This is a genomic window from Kosakonia sp. YIM B13588, assembly GCF_042788165.1.
In the GTDB taxonomy this organism is placed as follows: Bacteria; Pseudomonadota; Gammaproteobacteria; order Enterobacterales; family Enterobacteriaceae; genus Kosakonia; species Kosakonia sacchari.
Window position 1 is genome coordinate 274759 of record NZ_JBHZPO010000005.1, and the last position, 21366, is coordinate 296124.

At 52.0% G+C, this 21366-nt stretch carries 21 protein-coding genes and 1 tRNA gene; 10 read left to right on the forward strand and 12 right to left on the reverse strand.

Annotated elements, in window-relative coordinates; all coding sequences use genetic code 11:
• Positions 1 to 63 precede the first annotated feature (63 nt).
• The 4 genes from purK to ppiB form a co-directional block, all read right to left on the reverse strand.
• On the reverse strand, positions 64 to 1131 hold the full coding sequence (gene purK / locus ACFX4U_RS11870) for a 5-(carboxyamino)imidazole ribonucleotide synthase (RefSeq protein ID WP_313506477.1): 1068 nt from the start codon (positions 1129 to 1131) through the stop codon (positions 64 to 66).
• Positions 1128 to 1637, reverse strand: coding sequence for a 5-(carboxyamino)imidazole ribonucleotide mutase (gene purE, locus ACFX4U_RS11875; protein WP_200552918.1), 510 nt, complete (start codon positions 1635 to 1637; stop codon positions 1128 to 1130). The genes purK and purE overlap by 4 nt, the downstream gene beginning before the upstream one ends.
• Positions 1638 to 1765: 128 nt before the next feature.
• Positions 1766 to 2488 (reverse strand): UDP-2,3-diacylglucosamine diphosphatase, encoded by a 723-nt coding sequence (lpxH, locus tag ACFX4U_RS11880; protein WP_313506478.1) that lies wholly within the window; start codon positions 2486 to 2488, stop codon positions 1766 to 1768.
• A 3-nt stretch (positions 2489 to 2491) separates the two neighbouring features.
• Positions 2492 to 2986: a peptidylprolyl isomerase B gene (gene ppiB, locus ACFX4U_RS11885; RefSeq protein WP_020456843.1), complete on the reverse strand. Its 495-nt coding sequence runs from the start codon at positions 2984 to 2986 to the stop codon at positions 2492 to 2494.
• Between the two features lie 173 nt (positions 2987 to 3159).
• On the opposite strand from ppiB, the gene cysS reads away from it, so the two are divergent.
• Positions 3160 to 4560, forward strand: coding sequence for a cysteine--tRNA ligase (gene cysS, locus ACFX4U_RS11890; protein ID WP_313506479.1), 1401 nt, complete (start codon positions 3160 to 3162; stop codon positions 4558 to 4560).
• Positions 4561 to 4620: 60 nt separating this feature from the next.
• On the opposite strand, the gene ACFX4U_RS11895 is transcribed toward cysS, so the two are convergent.
• The 5 genes from ACFX4U_RS11895 to folD all read right to left on the reverse strand — a co-directional run bounded on the left by ACFX4U_RS11895 (position 4621) and on the right by folD (position 9211).
• On the reverse strand, positions 4621 to 5145 hold the full coding sequence (locus ACFX4U_RS11895; protein ID WP_313506480.1) for a metal-dependent hydrolase: 525 nt from the start codon (positions 5143 to 5145) through the stop codon (positions 4621 to 4623).
• A 162-nt stretch (positions 5146 to 5307) separates the two neighbouring features.
• Entirely contained in the window at positions 5308 to 6324 is a 1017-nt protein-coding gene (gene malI, locus ACFX4U_RS11900) for a Mal regulon transcriptional regulator MalI (protein WP_313506481.1), read from the reverse strand.
• Between the two features lie 70 nt (positions 6325 to 6394).
• Positions 6395 to 7894 (reverse strand): PTS transporter subunit EIIC, encoded by a 1500-nt coding sequence (locus ACFX4U_RS11905; protein ID WP_305736889.1) that lies wholly within the window; start codon positions 7892 to 7894, stop codon positions 6395 to 6397.
• A 236-nt stretch (positions 7895 to 8130) separates the two neighbouring features.
• A complete protein-coding gene (gene ybcJ, locus ACFX4U_RS11910) occupies positions 8131 to 8343 on the reverse strand; it encodes a ribosome-associated protein YbcJ (protein ID WP_017455715.1) in 213 nt (70 codons plus the stop codon).
• Between the two features lies 1 nt (position 8344).
• Positions 8345 to 9211 (reverse strand): bifunctional methylenetetrahydrofolate dehydrogenase/methenyltetrahydrofolate cyclohydrolase FolD, encoded by an 867-nt coding sequence (gene folD, locus ACFX4U_RS11915; RefSeq protein WP_305736888.1) that lies wholly within the window; start codon positions 9209 to 9211, stop codon positions 8345 to 8347.
• A gap of 536 nt (positions 9212 to 9747) precedes the next feature.
• Between folD and fimA the strand changes: the two genes are divergently transcribed.
• From fimA to sfmF, 6 genes are all read left to right on the forward strand, one after another.
• On the forward strand, positions 9748 to 10293 hold the full coding sequence (gene fimA / locus ACFX4U_RS11920) for a type 1 fimbrial major subunit FimA (RefSeq protein ID WP_305736887.1): 546 nt from the start codon (positions 9748 to 9750) through the stop codon (positions 10291 to 10293).
• A gap of 68 nt (positions 10294 to 10361) precedes the next feature.
• Positions 10362 to 10898 (forward strand): type 1 fimbrial protein subunit FimI, encoded by a 537-nt coding sequence (fimI, locus tag ACFX4U_RS11925; RefSeq protein ID WP_313506482.1) that lies wholly within the window; start codon positions 10362 to 10364, stop codon positions 10896 to 10898.
• Positions 10899 to 10944: 46 nt separating this feature from the next.
• Positions 10945 to 11637 carry a type 1 fimbria chaperone FimC gene (gene fimC, locus ACFX4U_RS11930; RefSeq protein ID WP_305736885.1) on the forward strand — a complete coding sequence of 231 codons (693 nt, stop codon included), beginning with the start codon at positions 10945 to 10947 and terminating at the stop codon, positions 11635 to 11637.
• A 24-nt stretch (positions 11638 to 11661) separates the two neighbouring features.
• On the forward strand, positions 11662 to 14247 hold the full coding sequence (locus ACFX4U_RS11935; protein ID WP_380217991.1) for a fimbrial biogenesis usher protein: 2586 nt from the start codon (positions 11662 to 11664) through the stop codon (positions 14245 to 14247).
• 4 nt (positions 14248 to 14251) lie between these two features.
• Positions 14252 to 15256 carry a type 1 fimbria D-mannose specific adhesin FimH gene (fimH, locus tag ACFX4U_RS11940; RefSeq protein ID WP_313506484.1) on the forward strand — a complete coding sequence of 335 codons (1005 nt, stop codon included), beginning with the start codon at positions 14252 to 14254 and terminating at the stop codon, positions 15254 to 15256.
• Between the two features lie 33 nt (positions 15257 to 15289).
• A complete protein-coding gene (gene sfmF / locus ACFX4U_RS11945; protein ID WP_380218079.1) occupies positions 15290 to 15784 on the forward strand; it encodes a fimbria assembly protein in 495 nt (164 codons plus the stop codon).
• 49 nt (positions 15785 to 15833) lie between these two features.
• Here sfmF and fimZ read toward each other — a convergent pair whose 3' ends face one another.
• From fimZ to ACFX4U_RS11960, 3 genes are all read right to left on the reverse strand, one after another.
• A complete protein-coding gene (gene fimZ, locus ACFX4U_RS11950; protein WP_020456855.1) occupies positions 15834 to 16466 on the reverse strand; it encodes a fimbria biosynthesis transcriptional regulator FimZ in 633 nt (210 codons plus the stop codon).
• Between the two features lie 604 nt (positions 16467 to 17070).
• Positions 17071 to 17796, reverse strand: a complete 726-nt coding sequence (locus ACFX4U_RS11955) for a DNA-binding response regulator (RefSeq protein WP_305736883.1) — start codon at positions 17794 to 17796, stop codon at positions 17071 to 17073.
• A gap of 19 nt (positions 17797 to 17815) precedes the next feature.
• Positions 17816 to 18427 carry a hypothetical protein gene (locus ACFX4U_RS11960; RefSeq protein ID WP_305736882.1) on the reverse strand — a complete coding sequence of 204 codons (612 nt, stop codon included), beginning with the start codon at positions 18425 to 18427 and terminating at the stop codon, positions 17816 to 17818.
• A gap of 274 nt (positions 18428 to 18701) precedes the next feature.
• Here ACFX4U_RS11960 and ACFX4U_RS11965 point away from each other — a divergent pair.
• From ACFX4U_RS11965 to ACFX4U_RS11975, 3 genes are all read left to right on the forward strand, one after another.
• Positions 18702 to 18778 (forward strand) — tRNA-Arg (locus ACFX4U_RS11965).
• A gap of 174 nt (positions 18779 to 18952) precedes the next feature.
• Positions 18953 to 20161 (forward strand): tyrosine-type recombinase/integrase, encoded by a 1209-nt coding sequence (locus tag ACFX4U_RS11970; protein ID WP_380217988.1) that lies wholly within the window; start codon positions 18953 to 18955, stop codon positions 20159 to 20161.
• Positions 20162 to 20725: 564 nt separating this feature from the next.
• On the forward strand, positions 20726 to 21366 hold a 641-nt coding region (locus ACFX4U_RS11975), incomplete at its 3' end, for a sigma factor-like helix-turn-helix DNA-binding protein (RefSeq protein ID WP_380217986.1).

The window sequence follows — 21366 nt, forward strand, 5'->3', positions numbered from 1 at the left end:
TGGTAACCACCAGCGTGCAGATTTTACGCCCCGAACAAGGGAGATCAATTCCCCGGCGGGAGATTACTGCAGTTTTGACTGTGCCCAGGCAATGCCGCTCGCGTACTCGGGCGGCAGCAACGGCACCAGCGCTTCCAGCGTGGCGCTCAGACGCGCGGTGTCATCATCGTTCAGGTTCAGATGGCCCACTTTGCGCCCCGAACGCACCTCTTTGTCGTACCAGTGCAAATGCACCAGCGGCAGCTTCAACCAGTCGTAGTTCAGATCGCTGCCAATCAGGTTGATCATCACCGATGGGCTGTTGACCACCGGCGGCGGCAACGGCAGATCCACCACCGCGCGCAGATGCAGTTCAAACTGGCTGATAGATGCACCGTTCTGCGTCCAGTGACCGCTGTTGTGCACGCGTGGCGCCAGTTCGTTAATCAGCAGCCCGCCCGGTGTGACGAAGCACTCCATCGCCATCACGCCGACATAGTTCAGCTCATGCATGATGGCGGAAAGCATGTCTTCCGCCTGCTGTTGCTGCGTGGCGTTAGCCTGCGGGAAAACCACGCTGGTACGCAAAATGCCATCCTGATGCAGGTTGTGCGTCAACGGATAGAAAACGGTGCTGCCATCGCGCGCGCGCGCGCCGACCAGCGATACTTCACCGGAAAAATTGATGCCCTGTTCGACAATGCACTCGCCGTAGCAGTCGTCCGGCAACTGATCCGTTTCGTCCGCGCGTAAACGCCACTGCCCACGACCGTCATAGCCACCCACGCGGCGCTTAACAATCGCCAGCTCGCCCAGGCGGGAAAACACGGCGGGCCATTCGCTTTTATCCGCCAGCAACTGCCACGGTGCGGTAGCCAGTTCGAGTTTGTCGAATAACTGTTTTTGCGTCAGGCGATCGGCGATTATCGGAAACACATCGCGGTTAACAAATGCCTGGTGGCGCGCCAGCTCACGTGTTAACGCCGTTTCCGGCCAGCGCTCAATTTCAGCGGTGATAACACTCTGCTGAAACGGCACCGCTTCCGGCGCATCATCCAGCCCAACCGGCCAGACCGCGATGCTGAGCGGTTCACCGGCCTGGCGCAACATCCGGCCAAGCTGACCGTTGCCTAATACGCAAACCTGTTTCATGCCGCGCCTCTCGGATCCGGATTATCCAGCACCTCATCGGTCTGGGATTTGCGCCAGTCTGTCAGACGCTGGTGCAGTTGCGCATCATGCTGCGCCAGGATCTGCGCGGCCAGCAGCGCGGCGTTGGCCGCACCCGCTTTGCCAATTGCCAGCGTCCCCACCGGAATACCGCGCGGCATCTGCACGATAGAATAAAGGCTGTCCACACCGCTTAACGCAGCGCTTTGTACCGGCACACCCAGCACCGGCACCAGTGTTTTCGCCGCGATCATGCCCGGCAGATGCGCCGCGCCACCGGCACCGGCAATGATCACCTGGTAACCGTTTTGTTCCGCGTTTTCGGCGAAGCTAAACAGTTTATCCGGAGTGCGGTGTGCGGAGACGATTTCAACATGGTGCGGAACGTTCAGGGTATCGAGGATTTCAGCGGCGAACTGCATGGTGGCCCAGTCGCTTTTCGAGCCCATAACAATGGCGATGCGCGCCGGTTGGTTGCTTGAAGACATACGTCTCAAAACTCCTGTGGGTGTGCTTCAGACTACATAAGAGGGCACAGAGAATAGCATGTAAAACGGGCAAGGAAAACGGTTGCGTAGCGATGTTTCACGCGTTTGACGCGTAATCACAAGCGTATTCAGAAAGGGAAATAAATCAGTTCAACATCGTTTTCGCTGACGCGCACCATTGAGCCTTCGCTGTGCCATGCGCCTAAAACGGCACGGTATGCGGGCGCGTTATTCGCCGTGAGTTCATGCACTGCCGGGCGATGGGTATGACCGTGGATCAACCACTGCACCTGGTGTTTTTCCATGGCTTCCACCACGGCGTGCTGGTTCACATCCATAATCGAAAGCGACTTGCTGCTGTTGGCGGCTTTACTGCTGGCGCGCATTTTAACGGCAATGCATCGGCGGAAAAACAGCGGCAGGGCGAGGAACAGCTTTTGCAGCCAGGGTTGGTGCACTTTGGCGCGAAAGGCCTGGTAACCGGCATCGTCGGTGCAGAGCGTATCGCCATGCATAATCAGCACGTTACGGCCATACAAATCGAGTACCTGTTCCTGAGGTAACAACTGCATACCGCAGGCTTGCGCGAAACGTTGGCCGAGCAGGAAATCGCGATTGCCGTGGATGAAGTAGCAAGGAACGCCGCTGTCGACAACGGCTTTGATCGCCTGAGCAATTTGCTGATGCAGCGGGTTTGGATCGTCGTCGCCAATCCACGCTTCAAACAGATCGCCCAAAATGTAGAGCGCATCGGCTTCACGCGCCGTACCGGCTAAAAAACGCAGAAAACCGGCGGTGATCGCCGGTTCTTCTGTTTGCAGATGCAAATCTGCGATAAAGAGTGTCGCCACCAATTACTCGCTGACGTCTACGCTTTCAATCACCACGTCTTCTTTCGGCACGTCCTGATGCATGCCGCTGCGGCCGGTAGAAACGCCTTTGATCTTGTCAACAACGTCCATGCCTTCAACCACTTCGGCAAATACGCAGTAGCCCCAGCCTTGCATGCTTTCGCCGCTGAAGTTCAGGAAATCGTTATCAGCCACGTTAATGAAGAACTGTGCGGTAGCGGAGTGCGGAGCCTGAGTACGCGCCATGGCCAGCGTACCACGGGTGTTTTTCAGCCCGTTGTTGGCTTCGTTTTTGATGGGGTCTTTAGTGACTTTCTGGTTCATGCCCGGTTCGAAACCGCCGCCCTGAATCATAAAGCCATTGATAACACGGTGGAAAATCGTGTTGTTGTAGAAACCTTCACGGCAGTAGTCCAGGAAGTTTTTAACTGTTTCAGGCGCTTTGTCATCAAAGGTTTTGATTACGATGTCGCCGTGATTAGTGTGGAAAGTAACCATTATTGCATCCTGTTCTGATAGTGTAGTGCGTAGACCCGCCAGTGGGTCAGAGATAGTCGCTTGTTATAGCATAACCGCGAGGCTGGATCACCTTGCAAAGTGTGCTGCTTCGGGTTTGAATTACGGGTAATATATGCGGTTTTCGTTCCACACACGTCCACATGGAATCTTCGATGTTAAAAATCTTTAATACACTGACGCGCCAAAAAGAGGAATTCAAACCTATTCATGCCGGGGAAGTCGGCATGTACGTGTGTGGTATTACCGTTTACGATCTCTGTCATATCGGTCACGGCCGTACGTTTGTCGCCTTTGACGTGGTATCCCGCTATTTGCGCTTTCTCGGCTATAAGCTGAAATATGTCCGCAATATCACCGATATTGACGACAAAATCATTAAGCGCGCTAATGAAAATGGCGAAAGTTTTGTCGCGCTGGTCGACCGGATGATCGTTGAGATGCATAAGGATTTTGACGCGCTCAATATCCTGCGCCCGGACAGCGAACCCCGCGCGACGCACCATATTCATGAAATTATTGAAATCACTCAGCGCCTGCTGGAACGCGAACATGCTTATGTTGCAGAAAACGGTGATGTGATGTTCTCGGTGCCAACCGATCCGACTTACGGCCAGCTTTCGCGCCAGGATCTGGATCAGCTGCAGGCGGGGGCACGCGTCGAAGTCGCGGAAGTAAAACGCAATCCGATGGACTTCGTGCTGTGGAAAATGTCCAAGCCCGGCGAGCCGAGCTGGCAGTCGCCGTGGGGCGATGGGCGTCCGGGTTGGCACATTGAGTGTTCGGCGATGAACTGCAAACAACTGGGTTCGCATTTCGATATCCACGGTGGCGGTTCCGATCTGATGTTTCCGCACCACGAAAACGAAATCGCCCAGTCAACCTGTGCGCATGATGGCGAATACGTGAATTACTGGATGCACTCCGGCATGGTGATGGTTGATCGCGAGAAGATGTCAAAATCGCTCGGCAACTTCTTTACCGTGCGCGACGTGCTGAAGTATTACGACGCGGAAACCGTGCGCTACTTCCTGATGTCCGGTCACTATCGCAGCCAATTGAACTACAGCGAAGAGAACCTGAAACAGGCGCGCTCTGCGCTGGAGCGTCTTTACAATGCGCTGCGTGGTACGGATAGCAATAACGCGGAACACCGTTATTTTGAGAACGGTGAGCTGTTCCAGAAACGCTTCTGCGACGCGATGGATGACGACTTCAACACGCCGGAAGCCTATTCCGTGCTTTTTGACCTCGCGCGCGAAGTGAATACGCTGAAGCATGACGGGGATTCGCTGGGCGCGAATGCGGCGGCGAAAAAGCTGCGTGAACTGGCGGGCGTTTTGGGCCTGCTGGAGCAGGATCCGGATCTCTTCCTGCAAAGCGGTGCGCAGGCGGATGATAGCGAAGTGGCTGAGATCGAAAAGCTTATCCAGCAGCGCCTCGATGCGCGTAAAGCAAAAGACTGGGCGGCAGCCGACGCCGCGCGTGACCGTCTGAACGAGATGGGTATCGTGCTGGAAGATGGCCCGCAGGGCACGACCTGGCGTCGTAAGTAAGAAAAAAAGCGGCTTCGGCCGCTTTTTTGTTGTCCCTGCAAAACTACTTGCGGGGGCGATTTATCCCCGCCGCATTTTCCACAACAGCAGCATCAGAATCATACCCGGCAGCCACACCCACAGCAGCTCCGAAATAATTACCTGGTGACCATACGGTGTGGTGTAGCGCGACAGCGCAAACGGCGCGACTTTGATCACCTGCCACGGCGCAAAGAAGCGTTCATCTGACCACGGCCACAGCCAGCCGACGCCTTTTCCACCGGTGGTAATAGAATCCAGCAAACTGTGCGACAGCAGCGACACGGTGAGAAACGCCCAGCAGCGCGCCAGACTCGCTTTGAAGTGTTTTCGTCCAAGCCAGGTCACCAATAGCGGCACCACAAAAGCGAACAGCAACGAGTGGGTAAATCCGCGATGACCGAAAACGTTGCCATAAGCGATACCGAATTTAAACGCCAGCACGTCGGCATCGGGCAACATAGCAAGCCCTATCCCCGCCAGCAGTAAGCCGCGTGGGATCACTTTACTGCCGAGCCCCAATCCCAGACAAAGCGGGACCGCAGCATGTGTAACAATCGTTGGCATAACGCAGGTCTCTGAAGAAAAAAGAAATTATAGCCGAAGCGCCAGGCGGGTAAACTGCGGGGTTTTCTGAAACTTTTGTCGTCAGCAGAGGATCTGGCGGGTTTTAAGTCGATGTCAGTTTACAGCCCGTGAGTACGTCGCTGTTTCTGCGACGTGTGCATATTACGCAGACTCGCGGGCAATAAGCTGGCCGGAAAGGGTGACGCGCTGCGTTTGCAACTCGGGCTCTTTCAGTTTACGAATGATCAACCCCGCGGCCTGTCGACCGGTCTCTTCGCTGGCGGATGAAACATAGGTAAAGGAAGGCGAGGTGAGATTGACGTGCAGCATATCTTCAAAGCCAACAAGCGCCACTTGTTGAGAGAGGAACACATCTTTGCCCACCGTATGCCCGGTTTGGTGGATCCCGGCGATGGAGCCAATCATGGCATCCGGCGAGTGGCAGAGCAGGGCGGTGATGGTGCTGTTTTTTTCCAGTAACTGGCGCACTGCGTAACTCGCCGCGCGGGTGTCATCACTGCATGCCGGAGTGGCTTCTTCGCGCACTACCAGTCCGTTCTGCGTCATTGTGGTGCGAAACCCCAGCAGACGCTGCTGGCGGATTAAATCGCCTTCAATACCGCCAATATAGGCAATGTTGCGGTGTCCGCGCTCGATGAGATACCGCGTCGCCAGGCTGGCGGCCTGACGATTATCGCGCATGACCAGGTTGCATTCTTCATTGAGCAACGACTGCGACACCACCACCAGCGGCAACGGGCAGTCGCGGATTTGTACGGGAAGCGTTGAGCTGCGCGTGTCAGAGGCGAGATAAATCACCCCGGCCACGCCTTGTTGTTTGAATGACAGCAGACAGCGTTCCAGGTGATCGCCGTCGTTGAGCGGCTGACCCAGAAAAACCATGTAACCCTGTTTTTCCAACTCCTGCACGATGCTGGCCATCACTTTTATTGAGAAGCTGTTGCTGAAATCGCGCAGGATAAGGCCAATCAGGTTAGAGGTATTAGCGCGAAGGTTGGCGGCAGCAATGTTGTGAACATAGCCAAGCGCATCGATAGCGGCATGGACTTTAGCGATCGTCGCCTGTGAAATTTTCCCTTTCTGGCGCAGCACCAGCGAGACGGTGGAAACAGAAACGCCCGCCTGTTTAGCGACATCAATGATGCTGACTTTCTTCAAACTCGCTCCCTGATTTTCCCGGTTTTCCACCTGATATGGCGCGTGCGGGACGCGCCAACCCGGTATCTTATTATTTGCCGATCATTGTGGACATGGTCTGGGCGATAAATTGCGCCCTCGCGCCGAAAATAACCTGAATACCGCTATCGCCGACAAATACCACGCCGCGCGCACCCAGGCCGTTAAGGCCATCTTTATCCACCATTTCGCTTTTCGCCACTTCCAGGCGCAAGCGAGTGATACAGGAACCGACGGAGTCGATGTTCTGCGCGCCGCCCAGCATGGCGATGATCTCGGTGGCCAGTTCGCTGTCGGTTTTATCATCTGCCACGGCGGTAACTTCCGTACGTCCCGGCGTTTTCACGTCGAAGCGGCGGATCACAAAACGGAAGGTGAAGTAATAAATCAGCGCCATCGGGATGCCAACGATCACCGCGTTAAGGAAATTGGTTTGATAACCGTTAAACGACGGCAGGATGCCGAACGATAAGTAGTCGATAAACCCGGCAGAGAAGGATTTCGCGATGTGCGCGTGCAGCAGGTACATCGTCATATACGCCAGACCGGCCATGATGGCGTTAAAGACGTAGAGGATCGGCGCGACGAAGATAAAGGTGAATTCAACCGGCTCGGTAATGCCCGTCAGGAAGCAGGTCAGTGCCGCAGAGAAGAGGATACCAAACGCGATCTTCTTATTGCGGGTGTGCGCTTCGTGGTACATCGCAAGGCAGGCCGCAGGCAGCGCAAACAGCATCAGCGGGAACTCACCCTGCATAAACTTACCGGCGTTCTGGTAGGTATCGCTGCTAAAGGATTTCACGCCTTCTTCGAGCATTTTGAACCAGATAGTCTGATCGCCATGGATCACCTGGCCGGCCTGCGTGGTGTAATCGCCAAACGAATACCAGAACGAGGGATACCAGATATGGTGCAGACCAAGCGGGATCAGCGCGCGTTCCACTAAACCGAAAATAAATGTCGACGCGGCCTGATTATCGCCGTTGACGATAACGGAAAGCGCATCGATGCCCGCCTGAATATGTTGCCAGACATAGGGCAGCAGCAGGCCGAGCACAAAGGATAAGAACGCGGTAGCGATAGCAACAAAACGCTTACCAGAGAAGAAACCGAGGAACTCCGGTAACTGCATGGTGTGAAAGCGGTTATAGCACCAGGCGGCGAGAATACCGCAGATCAGACCACCAAAAACGCCCATTTGCAGCGTGGGAATACCGACCACCATGGCGTATTTCCCGCCCTGCGAGGCCATCTCAGGCGTGATACCTAACATGGTGCCAATGGTGATATTGGTAATGAACACCGATACAGCCGCGGAAAGCGCCGCAATCCCGGATTCTGAAGCGAGCCCAACCGCAGAACCGATGGCGAACAACATCGGCAGGTTATCGAAGATAACGCCACCTGCGTTCATCATCAGCGGCAAGTGAAATTTATCGCCGAAAGCAAGTAACAAGCCTGCGGCTGGCAGCAACGAGATTGGCAACATTAATGCGCGGCCAATCATCGACAATTTAGACAATGATTTAACAAACCCTGATATCAGACCCATGCTGATTTCCCCCGAAGTAGCGCTCTTTTGGCGCCGTTATTGTTAGTAGAACGTTTTACTAGAACGTTCTACTTATCGTGAGATAAGTCGTAACGGGCTGCAACTAAATTTTCACATTTAGCCAGATGAATTAATGATTCTTTGAGGTTGATCGGTAATTAACCGTGATGATGGCAGGGGAATGAGAAAGAAGATGCCGGGCTGCGGTGACACGAAACCCGGCTTGCTACGCGTGATTACGCGGTTACGGTAACGCTCTGGCCTTCAAAACTCACCGTTTGACCGGCGACGATTTTGCAGCGTTTGCGCGTTTCAACCGCGCCATCCACTTTGACAAAGCCATCGGCAATGGCGATTTTCGCCTGCGCGCCGCTTTCGCTCCAGCCTTCCAGTTTCAGCAGATCGCACAGCTCAACGTGCGGGTGTTTACCGAGAGAAAATGTTGCCATCTTATACGCCTTTTACATCATGGTATTCTTCACACGCTTGCAGCGTGTTCTGGATCAGGGTGGCGACTGTCATCGGGCCAACGCCACCCGGTACCGGCGTAATATACGCTGCTCGCGCGGCGGCTTCTTCATAAATCACATCACCGACGACTTTGCCGTTCTCCAGACGGTTAATACCAACATCAATCACAATCGCGCCTTCTTTGATCCACTCGCCGGGAATAAAGCCCGGTTTACCTACGGCAACGATCAGCAGATCTGCGTTTTCCACGTGCTGGCGCAGGTTTTTAGTGAAGCGGTGCGTTACGGTGGTGGTGCACCCCGCCAGCAGCAGCTCCATGCTCATCGGGCGACCGACAATATTGGACGCGCCAATCACCACGGCGTTGAGGCCAAAGGTATCAATGTTGTAACGCTCCAGCAGCGTGACAATGCCGCGCGGCGTACAGGGGCGCAGACGCGGCGCGCGCTGGCACAGGCGGCCTACGTTATACGGATGGAAACCATCTACATCTTTATCCGGCGCGATACGTTCCAGCACTTTCACATTGTCGATGCCCGCAGGCAGCGGCAGCTGTACCAGAATGCCGTCAATCGCGGTATCGGCGTTCAGCTTGTCGATAAGCGCCAGCAGTTCCGCTTCGCTGGTGGTTTCCGGGAGATCGTAAGAGCGGGAGATGAAACCCACTTCCTCACAGGCTTTGCGCTTGCTGCCGACATAAATTTGTGATGCCGGGTTGCTGCCAACCAGTACGACCGCCAGGCCCGGAGCGCGAAATCCTGCCGCAATGCGCGCCCGAACTTTTTCAGCAACCTCAGAGCGCACCTGCTGCGCAATCGTTTTACCATCAATAATCTTTGCTGCCATCAGAGAGAGGATTCCATCTGTCATATCAACTAAGGGGATGGCGGCTATTTTGTCAGAAGCGCGGCGCGCTGTCAGTTACCGTTTGCGGATTTCGCCACCGCTGCGCCTGAAATCGCGGCAGATCAAGGGCTTCGCCGTCGCAGGTTGTTAACCAAATTTCAACAATTCATCACCCTTAAGAAAGGCCGGTATTAAGCCACGGTTACAGGCATTTACGGCTATTTCTTATCCGTTTGATAAATAAAAGCCAGGCCTTTTCCTAAGCGCTAATAAGAACAGACCTGGCGTAATGACAGTATTGGCGAATATTTTAATTTTTACGCAACCCCTATTGTTATGTTGTGGCTAGTTGTTCTGTCCACAGAGAAAAATATCGGGTGTTTTCCCAGGGGAGAAATGGGAGGCGAATAAGTTGTTCCCGATGCGTTATATCTTCACAGGAAAAGGTTCTTTCATCTGGTATTTAGCGTAAGCAAGTCTCAAATGGTTTTCGGCAGGATGTCGGAATCGCAACTCTTTATTTCAAGGAAAATAGTATGAATATGAAATTAATGGCTAGTTCTGTTGCTGCAGGATTGATGCTGATGGCGGGAGCCGTTCAAGCAGACACCGTAAGCGGCGGTAATGTGCATTTTGAAGGGGAACTGGTGAATGCAGCCTGCGCTGTCAGCACCGCTTCCGCCGACCAGACCGTGACGCTGGGGCAATATCGCACCGCCTCCTTCACGGGCGTAGGGGCTACCAGCGGATCGGTGCCGTTCAACATTGTGCTTAATGATTGCGATCCAAGTATCTTCCCGACGGCTTCTGTCGCGTTTTCAGGTCAGGCCGATGCCACCGAACCTACGCTGCTGGCGCTAACCTCCGGTGACAACAGCACAACGGCAAGCGGTGTGGGCATTGAAATCCTTGATAATGCCTCCAAAACGCTGAGCCCGGACGGCGCGAGCTTCTCCACCGCACAGGATCTGCTTGCAGGCACAAACACCTTGCATTTCTCCGCACGTTACAAAGCCACCAGCGCGACCGCGACACCAGGGCAGGCAAATGCGGACGCGACATTCATCATGAAATACGAATAACCCATTACTTCAGGGAAGACGCAGCCTCAGGGATGAGGCGTTTGATAGTGTAATGCGAGAAATTACCCATGATGAGGACAGGTCTCACGCAGGCATTCATGCTGTGCATGATGCCTTTACTGGCAAGAGCGGCAGTCGTTGATGGTGGACGCGTTCACCTGCGCGGATCGCTGGTCAATGGCGCATGCGCGGTTGCGCCGGAGAGTGAAGATTTACATGTGCCGATGGGGCAACACCGTACGGATGCATTTTCCGGCACCGGCAGTTTCTCCCCCATAAGCACCGGGTTTGCGCTGCGTTTAACGGCATGTGATGCAGATGTCTCCCGCTATGTCGGCGTGGTGTTTTCCGGGCAAACGCCAGCGGAAGATCCGCAAGTTTTTGTCGCACACAGCACGGGAGGAGGGGGGGCTGAGGGCATTGGGCTGGCGCTGTTTGATCAACAGCAGCGGCAAATTATACCCAACAGCATGCCGCACGCTTATTCCCCGCTGGTAGCCGATGAAATCACACTGCATTTTTCCGCACGCTACCGGGCGATTACTGAACGTATTACACCCGGACACTTGCGTTCCGATGTCTGGTTTACCCTGGTCTACCCCTGATGTATTTCTTGCGACCATCATAATATTCTGAAGAGTTATTTTCGCTATGAACATTTTTTTTAAACCAGGTTGGCTTGTCTGCTTTTTATTATTCGTCGCGCTGCCGGTAAACGCCGCTGGTGGAATAGCACTTGGCGCAACCCGGGTTATTTATTCTGCCGAGGATAAACAGACCTCGCTTTCTATTTCTAATAGCGATAAGAAAGCACGTTTTCTGGTGAATTCGTGGGTGGAAAATAGCCGTGGAGAAAAAGAAAAAACGTTTGTCGTGACCCCACCGCTTTTTGTTAGCGAGCCGGAAAGTGAAAACACGCTGCGTATTATTTACGCCGGGCAACCGTTACCCGACGACCGCGAATCTCTGTTCTGGTTGAGCGTAAAAGCGATTCCATCGGTGAATAAAGAGAGTGCCATGGAAAAAAACGTGCTGCAGTTAGCTGTTCTCTCTCGCATTAAGCTGTTTGTTCGGCCGAAAAGTCTATCCGGGTTAACAGACGATGCGCCTGCGAAACTGCAGTTTTCGCGTCTCGATAAACACCTGAACATCACTAACCCCTCCGCGTATTACATCACTTTGGTGAATGTTCATATCGGCAAACAGAGGCTCGACAATGTCATGGTCGCGCCCAAAGGCCGCGCGCAGTTGCTTATTCCTCCCAATGTTCAGGGCGGAGTGACTTTCCAGACGGTGAATGATTACGGCGCGCTGACGCCGGTGAAAACCGTTGGTCTGCCATAACACGGACAAATGACAGGGATGCCTATGAATAAGCGCACGTCTCCTTCAGCTTACTCGCGGCTGGCGTTGTCGCTGCTGGCAGTGTTGCACCCGGCAATGGGCCGTGCAGAGAACTACTTCAACCCCGCTTTTTTATCGGAGGACGCCGCTGCCGTGGCCGATTTGTCGCGCTTTGAAAAAGGTAACCAGCCTCCGGGCGTTTATCGGGTGGATATCTGGCGCGACGGTGAGTTTATCGCCACTCAGGATCTGCGTTTCGCTATTGCCCGGCACGGGGCGACGCCCGCTTCCGGCGGTCTGATGCCATGCTTCACTCCCGATTTGCTCAAGCGGTTGGGTGTAAATATCCGCGCTTTTCCGGCACTGCTCACCGACAAGGGCGAAACCTGTATCGATATCACAACCGCCATACCGGGTGCTGAAGCTGATTTTGATTTCTCAGCAATGCGGCTCAATATTGGCTTACCCCAGGTTTCGATGCTGAATAGCGCACGCGGTTACATTCCAGCAGAGGAGTGGGACGATGGCATTACCGCTGCGTTGCTTAACTATAGCTTTACAGGAAGCCACAGCCCCGGCAGCAATAACGGTTTTCTGAGCTTACAAAGCGGGCTGAATTATGGCGCATGGCGGTTGCGTAATAACGGCGCCTGGCGTTACAGCAGTGGCGGGAAGGAGCATACCCGCAGCTGGAGGACCATCGGAAGCTGGTTACAACGTTCCATTATCCCGCTGAAAAGCGAGCTGGTGATGGGCGACAGTAATACCGGCAGCGACGTTTTCGATAGCCTCGGTTTTCGCGGGGTGCGCCTTTACTCTGCTGACAATATGTTTCCCGATAGCCTGCAAGGTTACGCACCAACCGTACGCGGTATTGCGCGTAAGCCCGCCAAATTAACCATCCGCCAGAACGGGTATGTCATTTATCAGAGTTATGTCTCGGCGGGCGCTTTTGTTATTTCCGATCTGAACCCAACCTCATCCAGTGGCGATCTGGAGGTTACCGTGGATGAAAAAGATGGCAGTCAACAACGTTATACGGTGCCGTATTCGACGGTGCCGATCCTGCAACGTGAAGGGCGCTTTAAATATGACCTCGTGGCCGGGAATTTTCGCAGCGGCAACGATCAACAATCTTCCCCATCTTTTATTCAGGGCAGCGTGATCGGTGGCCTGGCGGGCGGTTACACCGCCTATGGCGGAACTCAACTGGCAAAGCGCTATAACGCCTTTGTGATGGGCGCTGGCAAAAATCTTGGTGGCTGGGGGGCGATATCGTTCGATTTTACCCAGGCACGCAGTGAACTGGCGGATGGCAGCACACATCAGGGGCAATCGTTGCGCTTTTTGTATGCCAAATCACTCAACCAGTACGGCACCAACTTTCAGTTGCTCGGCTATCGCTACTCAACACGTGGTTTTTACACGCTGAATGATGTCGCCTACCGACGCATGGAAGGTTATGAGTATGAAGACCAGGACGAGAGTGAGGGGGGAAGAGAGTCAAAGCCGGTGCTCGTTAGCTACCACAACCTCAACAACAACCGAAAAGGGCGCTTTCAGGTCAATATTTCGCAAAACCTGGGGGATTACGGTTCGTTGTATATTTCCGGCAGCCAGCAAACTTACTGGAACAACGTGAAGCCCAGCAGTTGGTATCAAATCGGTTACGCCAGCGGCTGGCGGGGGATGAGCTACTCGCTCACCTGGTCGTGGAACCGCTCACCCGGTATCAATAATACGGATCGTATTATTGCGTTGAATCTTTCCGTGCCGTTTAGCGCTCTAAGCGGGCAGCGCTACAGCCGGGGAAGCGCGCTGGATCGCACTTATGCCAGCCTTAACGCCAGCCGTAACAGCAACGGGCAAAACAGCTGGCAGAGCGGGGTTGGCGGCACATTACTGGAAGGACGCAACCTCAGTTACATCGTAAGCCAGGGGCACAGCAGCACAAACGGTTACAGCGGCAGCGCCAATGCCAACTGGCAGGCCGGCTGGGGCACGCTCGGCCTTGGTTACAACTACGATCCCTACCAGCACGAATATAACTGGCAACTTGGCGGCGGCGTGGTCGCGCACGCCGACGGGGTGACCTTTAGCCAGCCGCTTGGCGATACCAACGTACTTATCAAAGCGCCGGGCGCGCAGGGCGTGCGGGTGGAAAATCAGACCGGAGTGCAAACCGACTGGCGAGGCTACGCCATCGTCCCTTATGCCTCCGTTTATCGTTACAACCGCATTGCGCTTGATACCAACACGATGGATAACCACACCGATGTGCAAAACAGCGTCAGTAGTGTCGTGCCCACGCAGGGCGCACTGGTCCGCGCCAGCTTTGACACCCGGATTGGCGTACGTGCACTGATTTCGCTGATGCGCGGCGATCGCCCGGTGCCGTTTGGTTCGGTGGTGCGTGAAACCAGCAGCGGCGTGACCGGCATGGTGGGTGAGGATGGTCAGGCGTACTTAAGCGGCTTGCCATTGCTGGGTGAACTACTGGTGCAGTGGGGAGACGGCACGCAGTCACGCTGCCTGGCACGCTACGCCTTACCGCAAGCAAGCCTGCAACAGGCGGTGGTGATTACCAGCGCCCGTTGTGAACAAGGATGATTTTATGAACAGATTTCATGCACTGCTTTGTGGTTTGTTGTTACTGGCAGCGACGTCGGCGCAGGCCACGATTTGTGTGAACGCGAAGGGCATACCGACAGATATCTATTATGACCTGTCGAACCTGTTTACCAGCGGGAATAACCATGTTGGAGAGGTAGTGACATTGCCGGAAAAATCCGGCTGGGTTGGTGTCCAGGCTATCTGCCCTGCCGGCACCAAAGTGAATTATACCTACCGAAGCTATGTCTCTGACTTGCCGATACATATCATCGATGGCGGTTACAAATACATGAAGTTAAATGATTATCTGGAAGGGGCGATGAGCATCACAGATGATTACGCCGGCATCTTTTTCCCGCCGAGGAATTTTATCCGCATGGGGACTCACCCTAACGTCCCCAATCAGAAGCCATTTGGCGTAATGGACTCGAAGCTTATCTTTAAACTTAAAGTGGTGCGGCCGTTTATCAATATGGTGCCGATCCCGCGCCAAACCATGTTTAGGGTGTATGTCACCAGTACGGACACCGATGCGCTCGCGGTACCGGTCTATACCATTAGCTACAGCGGCAAAGTGGAAGTGCCGCAAAGCTGCAAACTCAATGCAGGCCAGGTCGTTGAATTTGAGTTTGATAAAATTGGCGCCGCGCTCTTTAGTCAGGCCGGGCCAGGAAACCGCCCGAATGGCGTTGATCCGCAAATAAAAACCGTAGCAATAGAGTGCACGAATGTTGACGCTCAGGCCTATCTTTCGATGCGTCTGGAAGCGGAAAAAGTCAGTGGGCAGGTGATGGTTTCTGATAATCCTGACGTGGGGTTTGTCGTCGCTGACCGTGAGGGGAACCCGCTTACCCCCAACATGCTGGAGAGCAAAATTCCTTTCCAGCTTGATGACAACGCTTCTGCGCGTGTTGATATCAGTGCGTGGCCGGTGAGTGCCACAGGCTTCAAACCCGCCGAGGGCGATTTTGTGGCGCGGGGCTATTTACGCGTTGATTATGATTAAGGAGCCATGATGTTTATCAAACCGCGCCATATCATGCTCGTTGGGTGCTGGCTGAGCCCGTTTGCGACCGCCGATACGCCGCTTGGAGAAATTAACATTCAGCTACGCGCGACGGTGGTGGACTTCACCTGTTATGTCGAGACGGCAGACAGCGATAAAACGGTACAATTAGGCCGTTGGCCAACTAAGCAGTTGCAAAATGCCGGTAACACCACGCCTCCGGTACGTTTTAGCTTACGATTAGCCGGGTGCCCACCGGGTAGCGCGTCGATCACCTTTTCGGGCAGAGCCGCCAGCAACCCGGCACTGCTGGCGTTAAAAGATAGCGTGATGGCGCAGAAAGTGGCTGTTCAGCTGCGCGACAGAGATCGCACGCCGCTAGCGCTGGAGACAGCCAGCCAGGAGATAGCCGTGGACAGCAATGGCAATGCAACGCTGCAGTTCTACGCAAATTACATTGCGCTGGCAGATAATCCTGCACCCGGCATAGCAAATGCCGACGCGACTTTCGCGATTAATTACTATTAACTTCTTTTCAAAAAAATATGCCCGGGAATTTTTTTTCGGGCATATATCGCTAGAGCAGTTCGTGTGATTTGGCATAATCAATCAACTCGACGATGGTATGCACACCGAGTTTCGAAAAAATATTCGATTTATGAGCACTGATCGTCTTGTTGCTTAATAAAAGTTGTTCCGCAATCTCTTTGTTTGATAATCCATTGGCCAGATAGCGCAATACAGTGACTTCTCTATTAGAAAGCGGCATATCTCGCTGCTCCCCTTTCTTCTTACCCGGTTGGTTTATATAACTCAGCGTCTCTGAGGGAAAGAAGGAGTACCCGGCAAGAATCATCTTTACGGCGTTATAAATATCGTTGAGTTCTTTCCGCTTACTGACAAAACCATTCGCACCAGCGCGAATGGCGCGTGCTGCATAGAATGATTCAGATTTTGATGATAAAAAAAGCACGTTGACGTCTTCCCGTATAGCTTTGATTCTTCTCAGTAAAGTAAAACCATCTGTTTTAGGGAGTTCAATATCCAGAATAACCAGATCAACAGGCAGTGTACGGATATAATCAAGCGCCGCGCGGCTATCATCCGTTTTTAGTACCACTTTTACATTCTGGTTTTTCTCTAAAAGCACCTCTATCGACATCCTGACAATAGGATATTCGTCCATAATGATAACGGAAGCCGGTTTCATTTTTTTGCCTCAGTTTGTTTTTTTATGCCACGCCTATGCGTAAGTGCGAAAGACGTCGAAAGGACTAATGTAACTTCAAATATTCTATGAGGAAGAATAATTCCCTGGGAAAAACGATAGCATCCTTACTCGCTAAGTTATTTCCACTCGTCACCTACGAATGTGGAGAATATCAATTACGTGCTAATACAGAGAGATATCGTAATTATTAATAAGTCACTGTAATTATACCTGGGAAGTTCTGGCAGAAAAGCGTTAAGAGTTCATAAAGGCTATTTCTAAATATGAAGTTCTGGGAGCAATAATGGGTGGTTGAGTATTTGGCACGAAAGTTTACTGATTTTGTTAAATGTGGTTTTTTACGCTGTTTTTAATGGTTAAAACAATGTAATTATTTAATTGTTTGCTTATTGTTAATAGCTGTTGTCGCAATTTCATTGCTATAACGCCGGATAACAACGTGCGCGTTGGGTGGAATCTGAGTGGATTTTAAAAAAAGGGACAATACCAGGAATAGTTGTAATTGTTGGTTTTATGTAAAAAACATACCCGGCATCAAAACTTGACTAAGTAATTTCTTAGTCGAGAAGGATAGCAACGCCTGTTATCCCCAATAGTGATTCGCATCAATCGTTAAGCGATGCAGTAAATGAAGCAAACTTTGACGATCGGGCAACCCAAGTTGCCTTAGTTGTGTGTTGAGGCGATAAACAATGCGATGGTAAGGCAGATTGAGTAGGTGAGCGATATGTTTCATCGTTTTTCCTTGCGCCAGCGCGGTGAACATTTGCCACTCTACTGGCGGGAATTTGCGCGAAACATCAACGGGCGAGGCTGGAGTCAGCAGCGCTTGCCTGAATGGCGTGACGGGGAGATCCCGTTTTAATACGCGAAAGGGGCCCGCAGCGCGCAGGAAATTGAACAGTGGCGTGTCGCTTTTTGTCGCTAACAGATAGATATGAAGTTTGCGATTATGTAAAGCGAGCTGTCGCAGGGTTTCCAGGGCGCTAAAACGGGATGTGAGCAAGCTTTCCATATCCACGATCAGATGCGAGAGATGCGGCTCTGCGAACCGATGATGTGCTAAATCGAGTGATGAAAACACGGCGTTGCGTTTACCGGAGAATAGGCCTCTATTCCATGCATAACTGAGAAAGCTATCGGTTGAAATCAATATCTGACTGATGATGCATTCAGGCAGGGCGAAACTGAGCTGCTGAGTAAGATATTCCAGCTTGTCAAACACAGGCGGCGGATATTCCCGATAGGGTAAAACCCGGTGATCGGGTCTGTGACGGCGATTTTTTTCCCGGCGGATGAAAGTTCGCATTTTCCCTCGCAAACATATTTCACTTTTCCTGACAGAAAAGTGTTGGCCAAAAAAAACCATGCGCAAACTGTGCGTCTGGCTGTTGGGTTGTATTGGGCTGTGTGGCTGTTTCGCGCCATTGAATGGATGCCATGTGGGCAAATTGAGTGGCCTGATTCATGTCCGGCTTGAGAATATCGGACGTAGAAAGGCGCTGCCAGGTTGCTTTTTTATCAACCAGTAAGCCGGATATCTGCCAGCCGGTATCAGCAAAAGCCTCTGGCGCGTCCTGGGGGAGATCATCCGGACAAAACGCGGCACCAGACGTGAAAAAGACCTGCGAGTTCAGCGGGCTGACCGCTAAATCAGCGCGATATAATATCGGTATATCCATAAACGAGATGGTATAAGGCTGAGAATTAAGCGGCAGATTAGGCAAGCATTGGCTCGTTGATTCCGGCAATGTTACGTTTCTCGTCTGGTCGCGTAATAAGCGCAGCGCAAACGACCAGGAATCATGCTTAACGCTGTTTCCGGTCGCGCGAATAGTCGGCTGACGGTTAAGCACACCATCATTATTATCGCGCTGTTTAATCGGTTCTGATTTCCGTTGATAACCCCAGCCTTTTTTTTGTTTCGCTCTATTTGTCACGTATAGGCTCCATTACATTAGTTAATGGAAACATTTTGACCTTCATAAGTCAGTGGATATAGGCGCGAATACTTAAAGAGACATGGGACTTTTCCCAGGAAGCGATCAGGATAAGTAGAAAGACCAGGTCTTTTCGGGCATAAATGGGACAGGTGTTGCGAAAACGTGCAGCGTCGTTCACTTAGCAAGCAACCAGCGGAAAATACATTGACTCACCAGGCGCTGACCGTATAATTCCAGGCGTTTCCACCTCAACGGTGAGCATCCACGTAATGCGCCCTTAGCTCAGCTGGATAGAGCAACGGCCTTCTAAGCCGTAGGTCACAGGTTCGAACCCTGTAGGGCGTACCATTTTCAAGTCAACACACCTCTACTGAATTCTTTTTTTCTCCTTTATACTCCCTGAAATTACTGGATTTTTCTGTCACGAGTTCTATCGAAGTCAACTCAGTTATACCCAAATCAAGTGGTATCTGGGGGCCTTTGAGGGGGCTCATCTCGTTCAATAGAAATTAGGGGCCCCATATGCCACTAAATGCACGACAGATTGATACTGCAAAACCCAAAGAAAAAGAATACAAGCTCACCGATGGCGGTGGCTTGTATCTGTTAATAAAGCCTAATGGTGCGAAGTACTGGCGCTTTAAGTACCGTGTTTTGGGTAAAGAGAAAAAACTTTCTATCGGGGTTTATCCTGACATATCTTTGGCAGATGCCCGTATGAAACGCGAAGAAGCTCGCAAGATTGTTGCTTTAGGTGGCGATCCGAGCGAAGAGAAGAAAGCTGACAAATTGGCTCAGAAGGCTAATGTAGAAAACACCTTCAAAGCTATCGCGTTGGAATGGCATGAGTACAAACGCCCTAACTGGTCTAAAGGCTACGCTGAAGACATTATGGAAGCCTTTGAAAACGATATCTTCCCTGATATTGGCAAGCGTCCCATCGCAGAGATAAAGCCGCTTGAGATCCTCAGTTCGCTTCGTAAACTCGAAAAACGTGGAGTGCTGGATAAACTGCGTAAAATCCGCCAGGCCTGCAACCAGGTCTTTCGTTACGCTATCGTCACCGGTCGCGCTGAAACTAACCCGGCATCAGAGTTGGCAAGTGCGTTAACTACGCCTAAATCCGTCCATTACCCTCATCTGTTAGCAGATGAACTTCCGGCCTTCTTACAGGCACTGGCCGCTTATTCTGGCAGCCCAATAACCCGTCTGGCAACACGGATTCTGATGCTAACGGGTGTTCGTACCATTGAACTCCGTATGGCGGAATGGAAAGAATTTGATTTCGATAAAAAAGTATGGGAAGTACCGATAGAGAGGATGAAGATGCGGCGGCCACATCTGGTGCCTCTCTCCGATCAGGTGATAGCAGCGTTACGAGAAATTCAAGCAGTCACAGGGCGTTATAAACTGGTATTCCCCGGGCGTAACGACATCACCAAGCCGATGAGTGAAGCGAGTATTAATCAGGTTTTAAAAAGGATTGGTTATCACGGGAAGGCCACGGGGCACGGATTTCGACACACGATGAGTACTATCCTGCACGAACAGGGCTATAACACTGCCTGGATTGAGTTACAGCTTGCTCACGTGGATAAGAACACCATTCGCGGCACTTATAATCATGCGCAATACCTGGAGCAGAGAAGGGAGATGTTGCAGTGGTATGCGGATTTTATTGATGAACTAGGAAAAAGTGTGACAGTGGCAAGAATGGGAATTGCGAGGTAAATATAACAATGCATAAGACTTCTAACAGCCTGGATGGCTTATGCATTGAAATTTTTTGCGTATAAAGTGGGTTGGTCAAAGACGAATAAAAGATGTCACTTTACAATCTACTCTGTTCAGTTAGTTTAGCTGGTCGATACAAAAGCTGCTAAGTGACAAGAGCGGAAGTAGCACACGCACTTTCATCCGCACAGTAAACAGCGATCCAGAAAGTAAGCAATCAGAATTTGTCGGACGCATTGCTGAACAGGCAATTCATGTTAAATATAGGCAAGCTGATTAAAAAGCAGCACAACCATGGCAGTCCTTTTTCCAAGGTGGATTTTCCCGATAATACTGACCTACGACTTCAATGTTCGGTTAGAGGTAGTCGAGGTCTGGCTCCTATATCAAAACGTACAGATTGAATGTTATCCTGGCCCCTTTCATACATACCTAACGTAATTAACTGCAATATGAAGTGATATTATTCATGTCAGTTATGCCAAACACAAAAGTTGCACTGGCAAGTGCCAAGTATCAAAGTGGAATGTATTTCCCGCATGGAGCAGGTAGTAAACGATAATGACCGAGCTTAAAGCTGCATCTGAGTCTGAAGAGTCCAAACGCTTGCCGGCCCGGCATGGCGCGCCCTGGGAGTACCGAGAGTTTCTTGAACTGGTCAACGGGATCAAATGTGGACTCACTACAACCCAACTTGCAAAGCTCCACCAGCGCACCTCCGGCAGCATAACTGCAGCAGCAATGCGTTTGATCCCATCAGCAGACAAACCGGAAAGCCATATTCATGCGGTGGACGTGCTAGCCAGCTATATACGCGAGAAGGGAGATGTCGATCTCAATTCGCTGGTTCAAGCCATTTGTCCGGCACCTGTTATCCGCAAGTGTGCCGTTTCTGCCCGAAACTTAACATTACAACCAACGCCTGATGGTCAGCAATCAACAAGTGGCGCCAGCAACTTACAAGCGCCGAATAAAAGCCATGAGCTTAACGTATACATAGAGTTCCTGGCAGATAACGCCACTGACGCCGATGTACTGATGCTCGTCACTGCTGCAGTGGCAAATTTGCCCAAAGAGCGTGATCGGAACGCGCTTGAAATGCGCCTCGGTGTAGATGATCAGCCACACACCTTGGCTGAAATTGGAGAGGAATGGGGCGTATCCGGGGAGAGAGTGCGTCAAATTCAGGAACGAGGATTTAA

What these genes read in the sequence shown, in the direction of transcription:
- purK (WP_313506477.1), bottom strand. Translation starts at nt 1,131, where the DNA reads ATGAAACAGGTTTGCGTATTAGGCAACGGTCAGCTTGGCCGGATGTTG.
- purE (WP_200552918.1), bottom strand. Translation starts at nt 1,637, where the DNA reads ATGTCTTCAAGCAACCAACCGGCGCGCATCGCCATTGTTATGGGCTCG.
- ppiB (WP_020456843.1), bottom strand. Translation starts at nt 2,986, where the DNA reads ATGGTTACTTTCCACACTAATCACGGCGACATCGTAATCAAAACCTTT.
- cysS (WP_313506479.1), top strand. Translation starts at nt 3,160, where the DNA reads ATGTTAAAAATCTTTAATACACTGACGCGCCAAAAAGAGGAATTCAAA.
- ACFX4U_RS11895 (WP_313506480.1), bottom strand. Translation starts at nt 5,145, where the DNA reads ATGCCAACGATTGTTACACATGCTGCGGTCCCGCTTTGTCTGGGATTG.
- ACFX4U_RS11905 (WP_305736889.1), bottom strand. Translation starts at nt 7,894, where the DNA reads ATGGGTCTGATATCAGGGTTTGTTAAATCATTGTCTAAATTGTCGATG.
- ybcJ (WP_017455715.1), bottom strand. Translation starts at nt 8,343, where the DNA reads ATGGCAACATTTTCTCTCGGTAAACACCCGCACGTTGAGCTGTGCGAT.
- folD (WP_305736888.1), bottom strand. Translation starts at nt 9,211, where the DNA reads ATGGCAGCAAAGATTATTGATGGTAAAACGATTGCGCAGCAGGTGCGC.
- fimA (WP_305736887.1), top strand. Translation starts at nt 9,748, where the DNA reads ATGAATATGAAATTAATGGCTAGTTCTGTTGCTGCAGGATTGATGCTG.
- fimI (WP_313506482.1), top strand. Translation starts at nt 10,362, where the DNA reads ATGATGAGGACAGGTCTCACGCAGGCATTCATGCTGTGCATGATGCCT.
- fimC (WP_305736885.1), top strand. Translation starts at nt 10,945, where the DNA reads ATGAACATTTTTTTTAAACCAGGTTGGCTTGTCTGCTTTTTATTATTC.
- ACFX4U_RS11935 (WP_380217991.1), top strand. Translation starts at nt 11,662, where the DNA reads ATGAATAAGCGCACGTCTCCTTCAGCTTACTCGCGGCTGGCGTTGTCG.
- fimH (WP_313506484.1), top strand. Translation starts at nt 14,252, where the DNA reads ATGAACAGATTTCATGCACTGCTTTGTGGTTTGTTGTTACTGGCAGCG.
- sfmF (WP_380218079.1), top strand. Translation starts at nt 15,290, where the DNA reads ATGCTCGTTGGGTGCTGGCTGAGCCCGTTTGCGACCGCCGATACGCCG.
- fimZ (WP_020456855.1), bottom strand. Translation starts at nt 16,466, where the DNA reads ATGAAACCGGCTTCCGTTATCATTATGGACGAATATCCTATTGTCAGG.
- ACFX4U_RS11955 (WP_305736883.1), bottom strand. Translation starts at nt 17,796, where the DNA reads ATGCGAACTTTCATCCGCCGGGAAAAAAATCGCCGTCACAGACCCGAT.
- ACFX4U_RS11970 (WP_380217988.1), top strand. Translation starts at nt 18,953, where the DNA reads ATGCCACTAAATGCACGACAGATTGATACTGCAAAACCCAAAGAAAAA.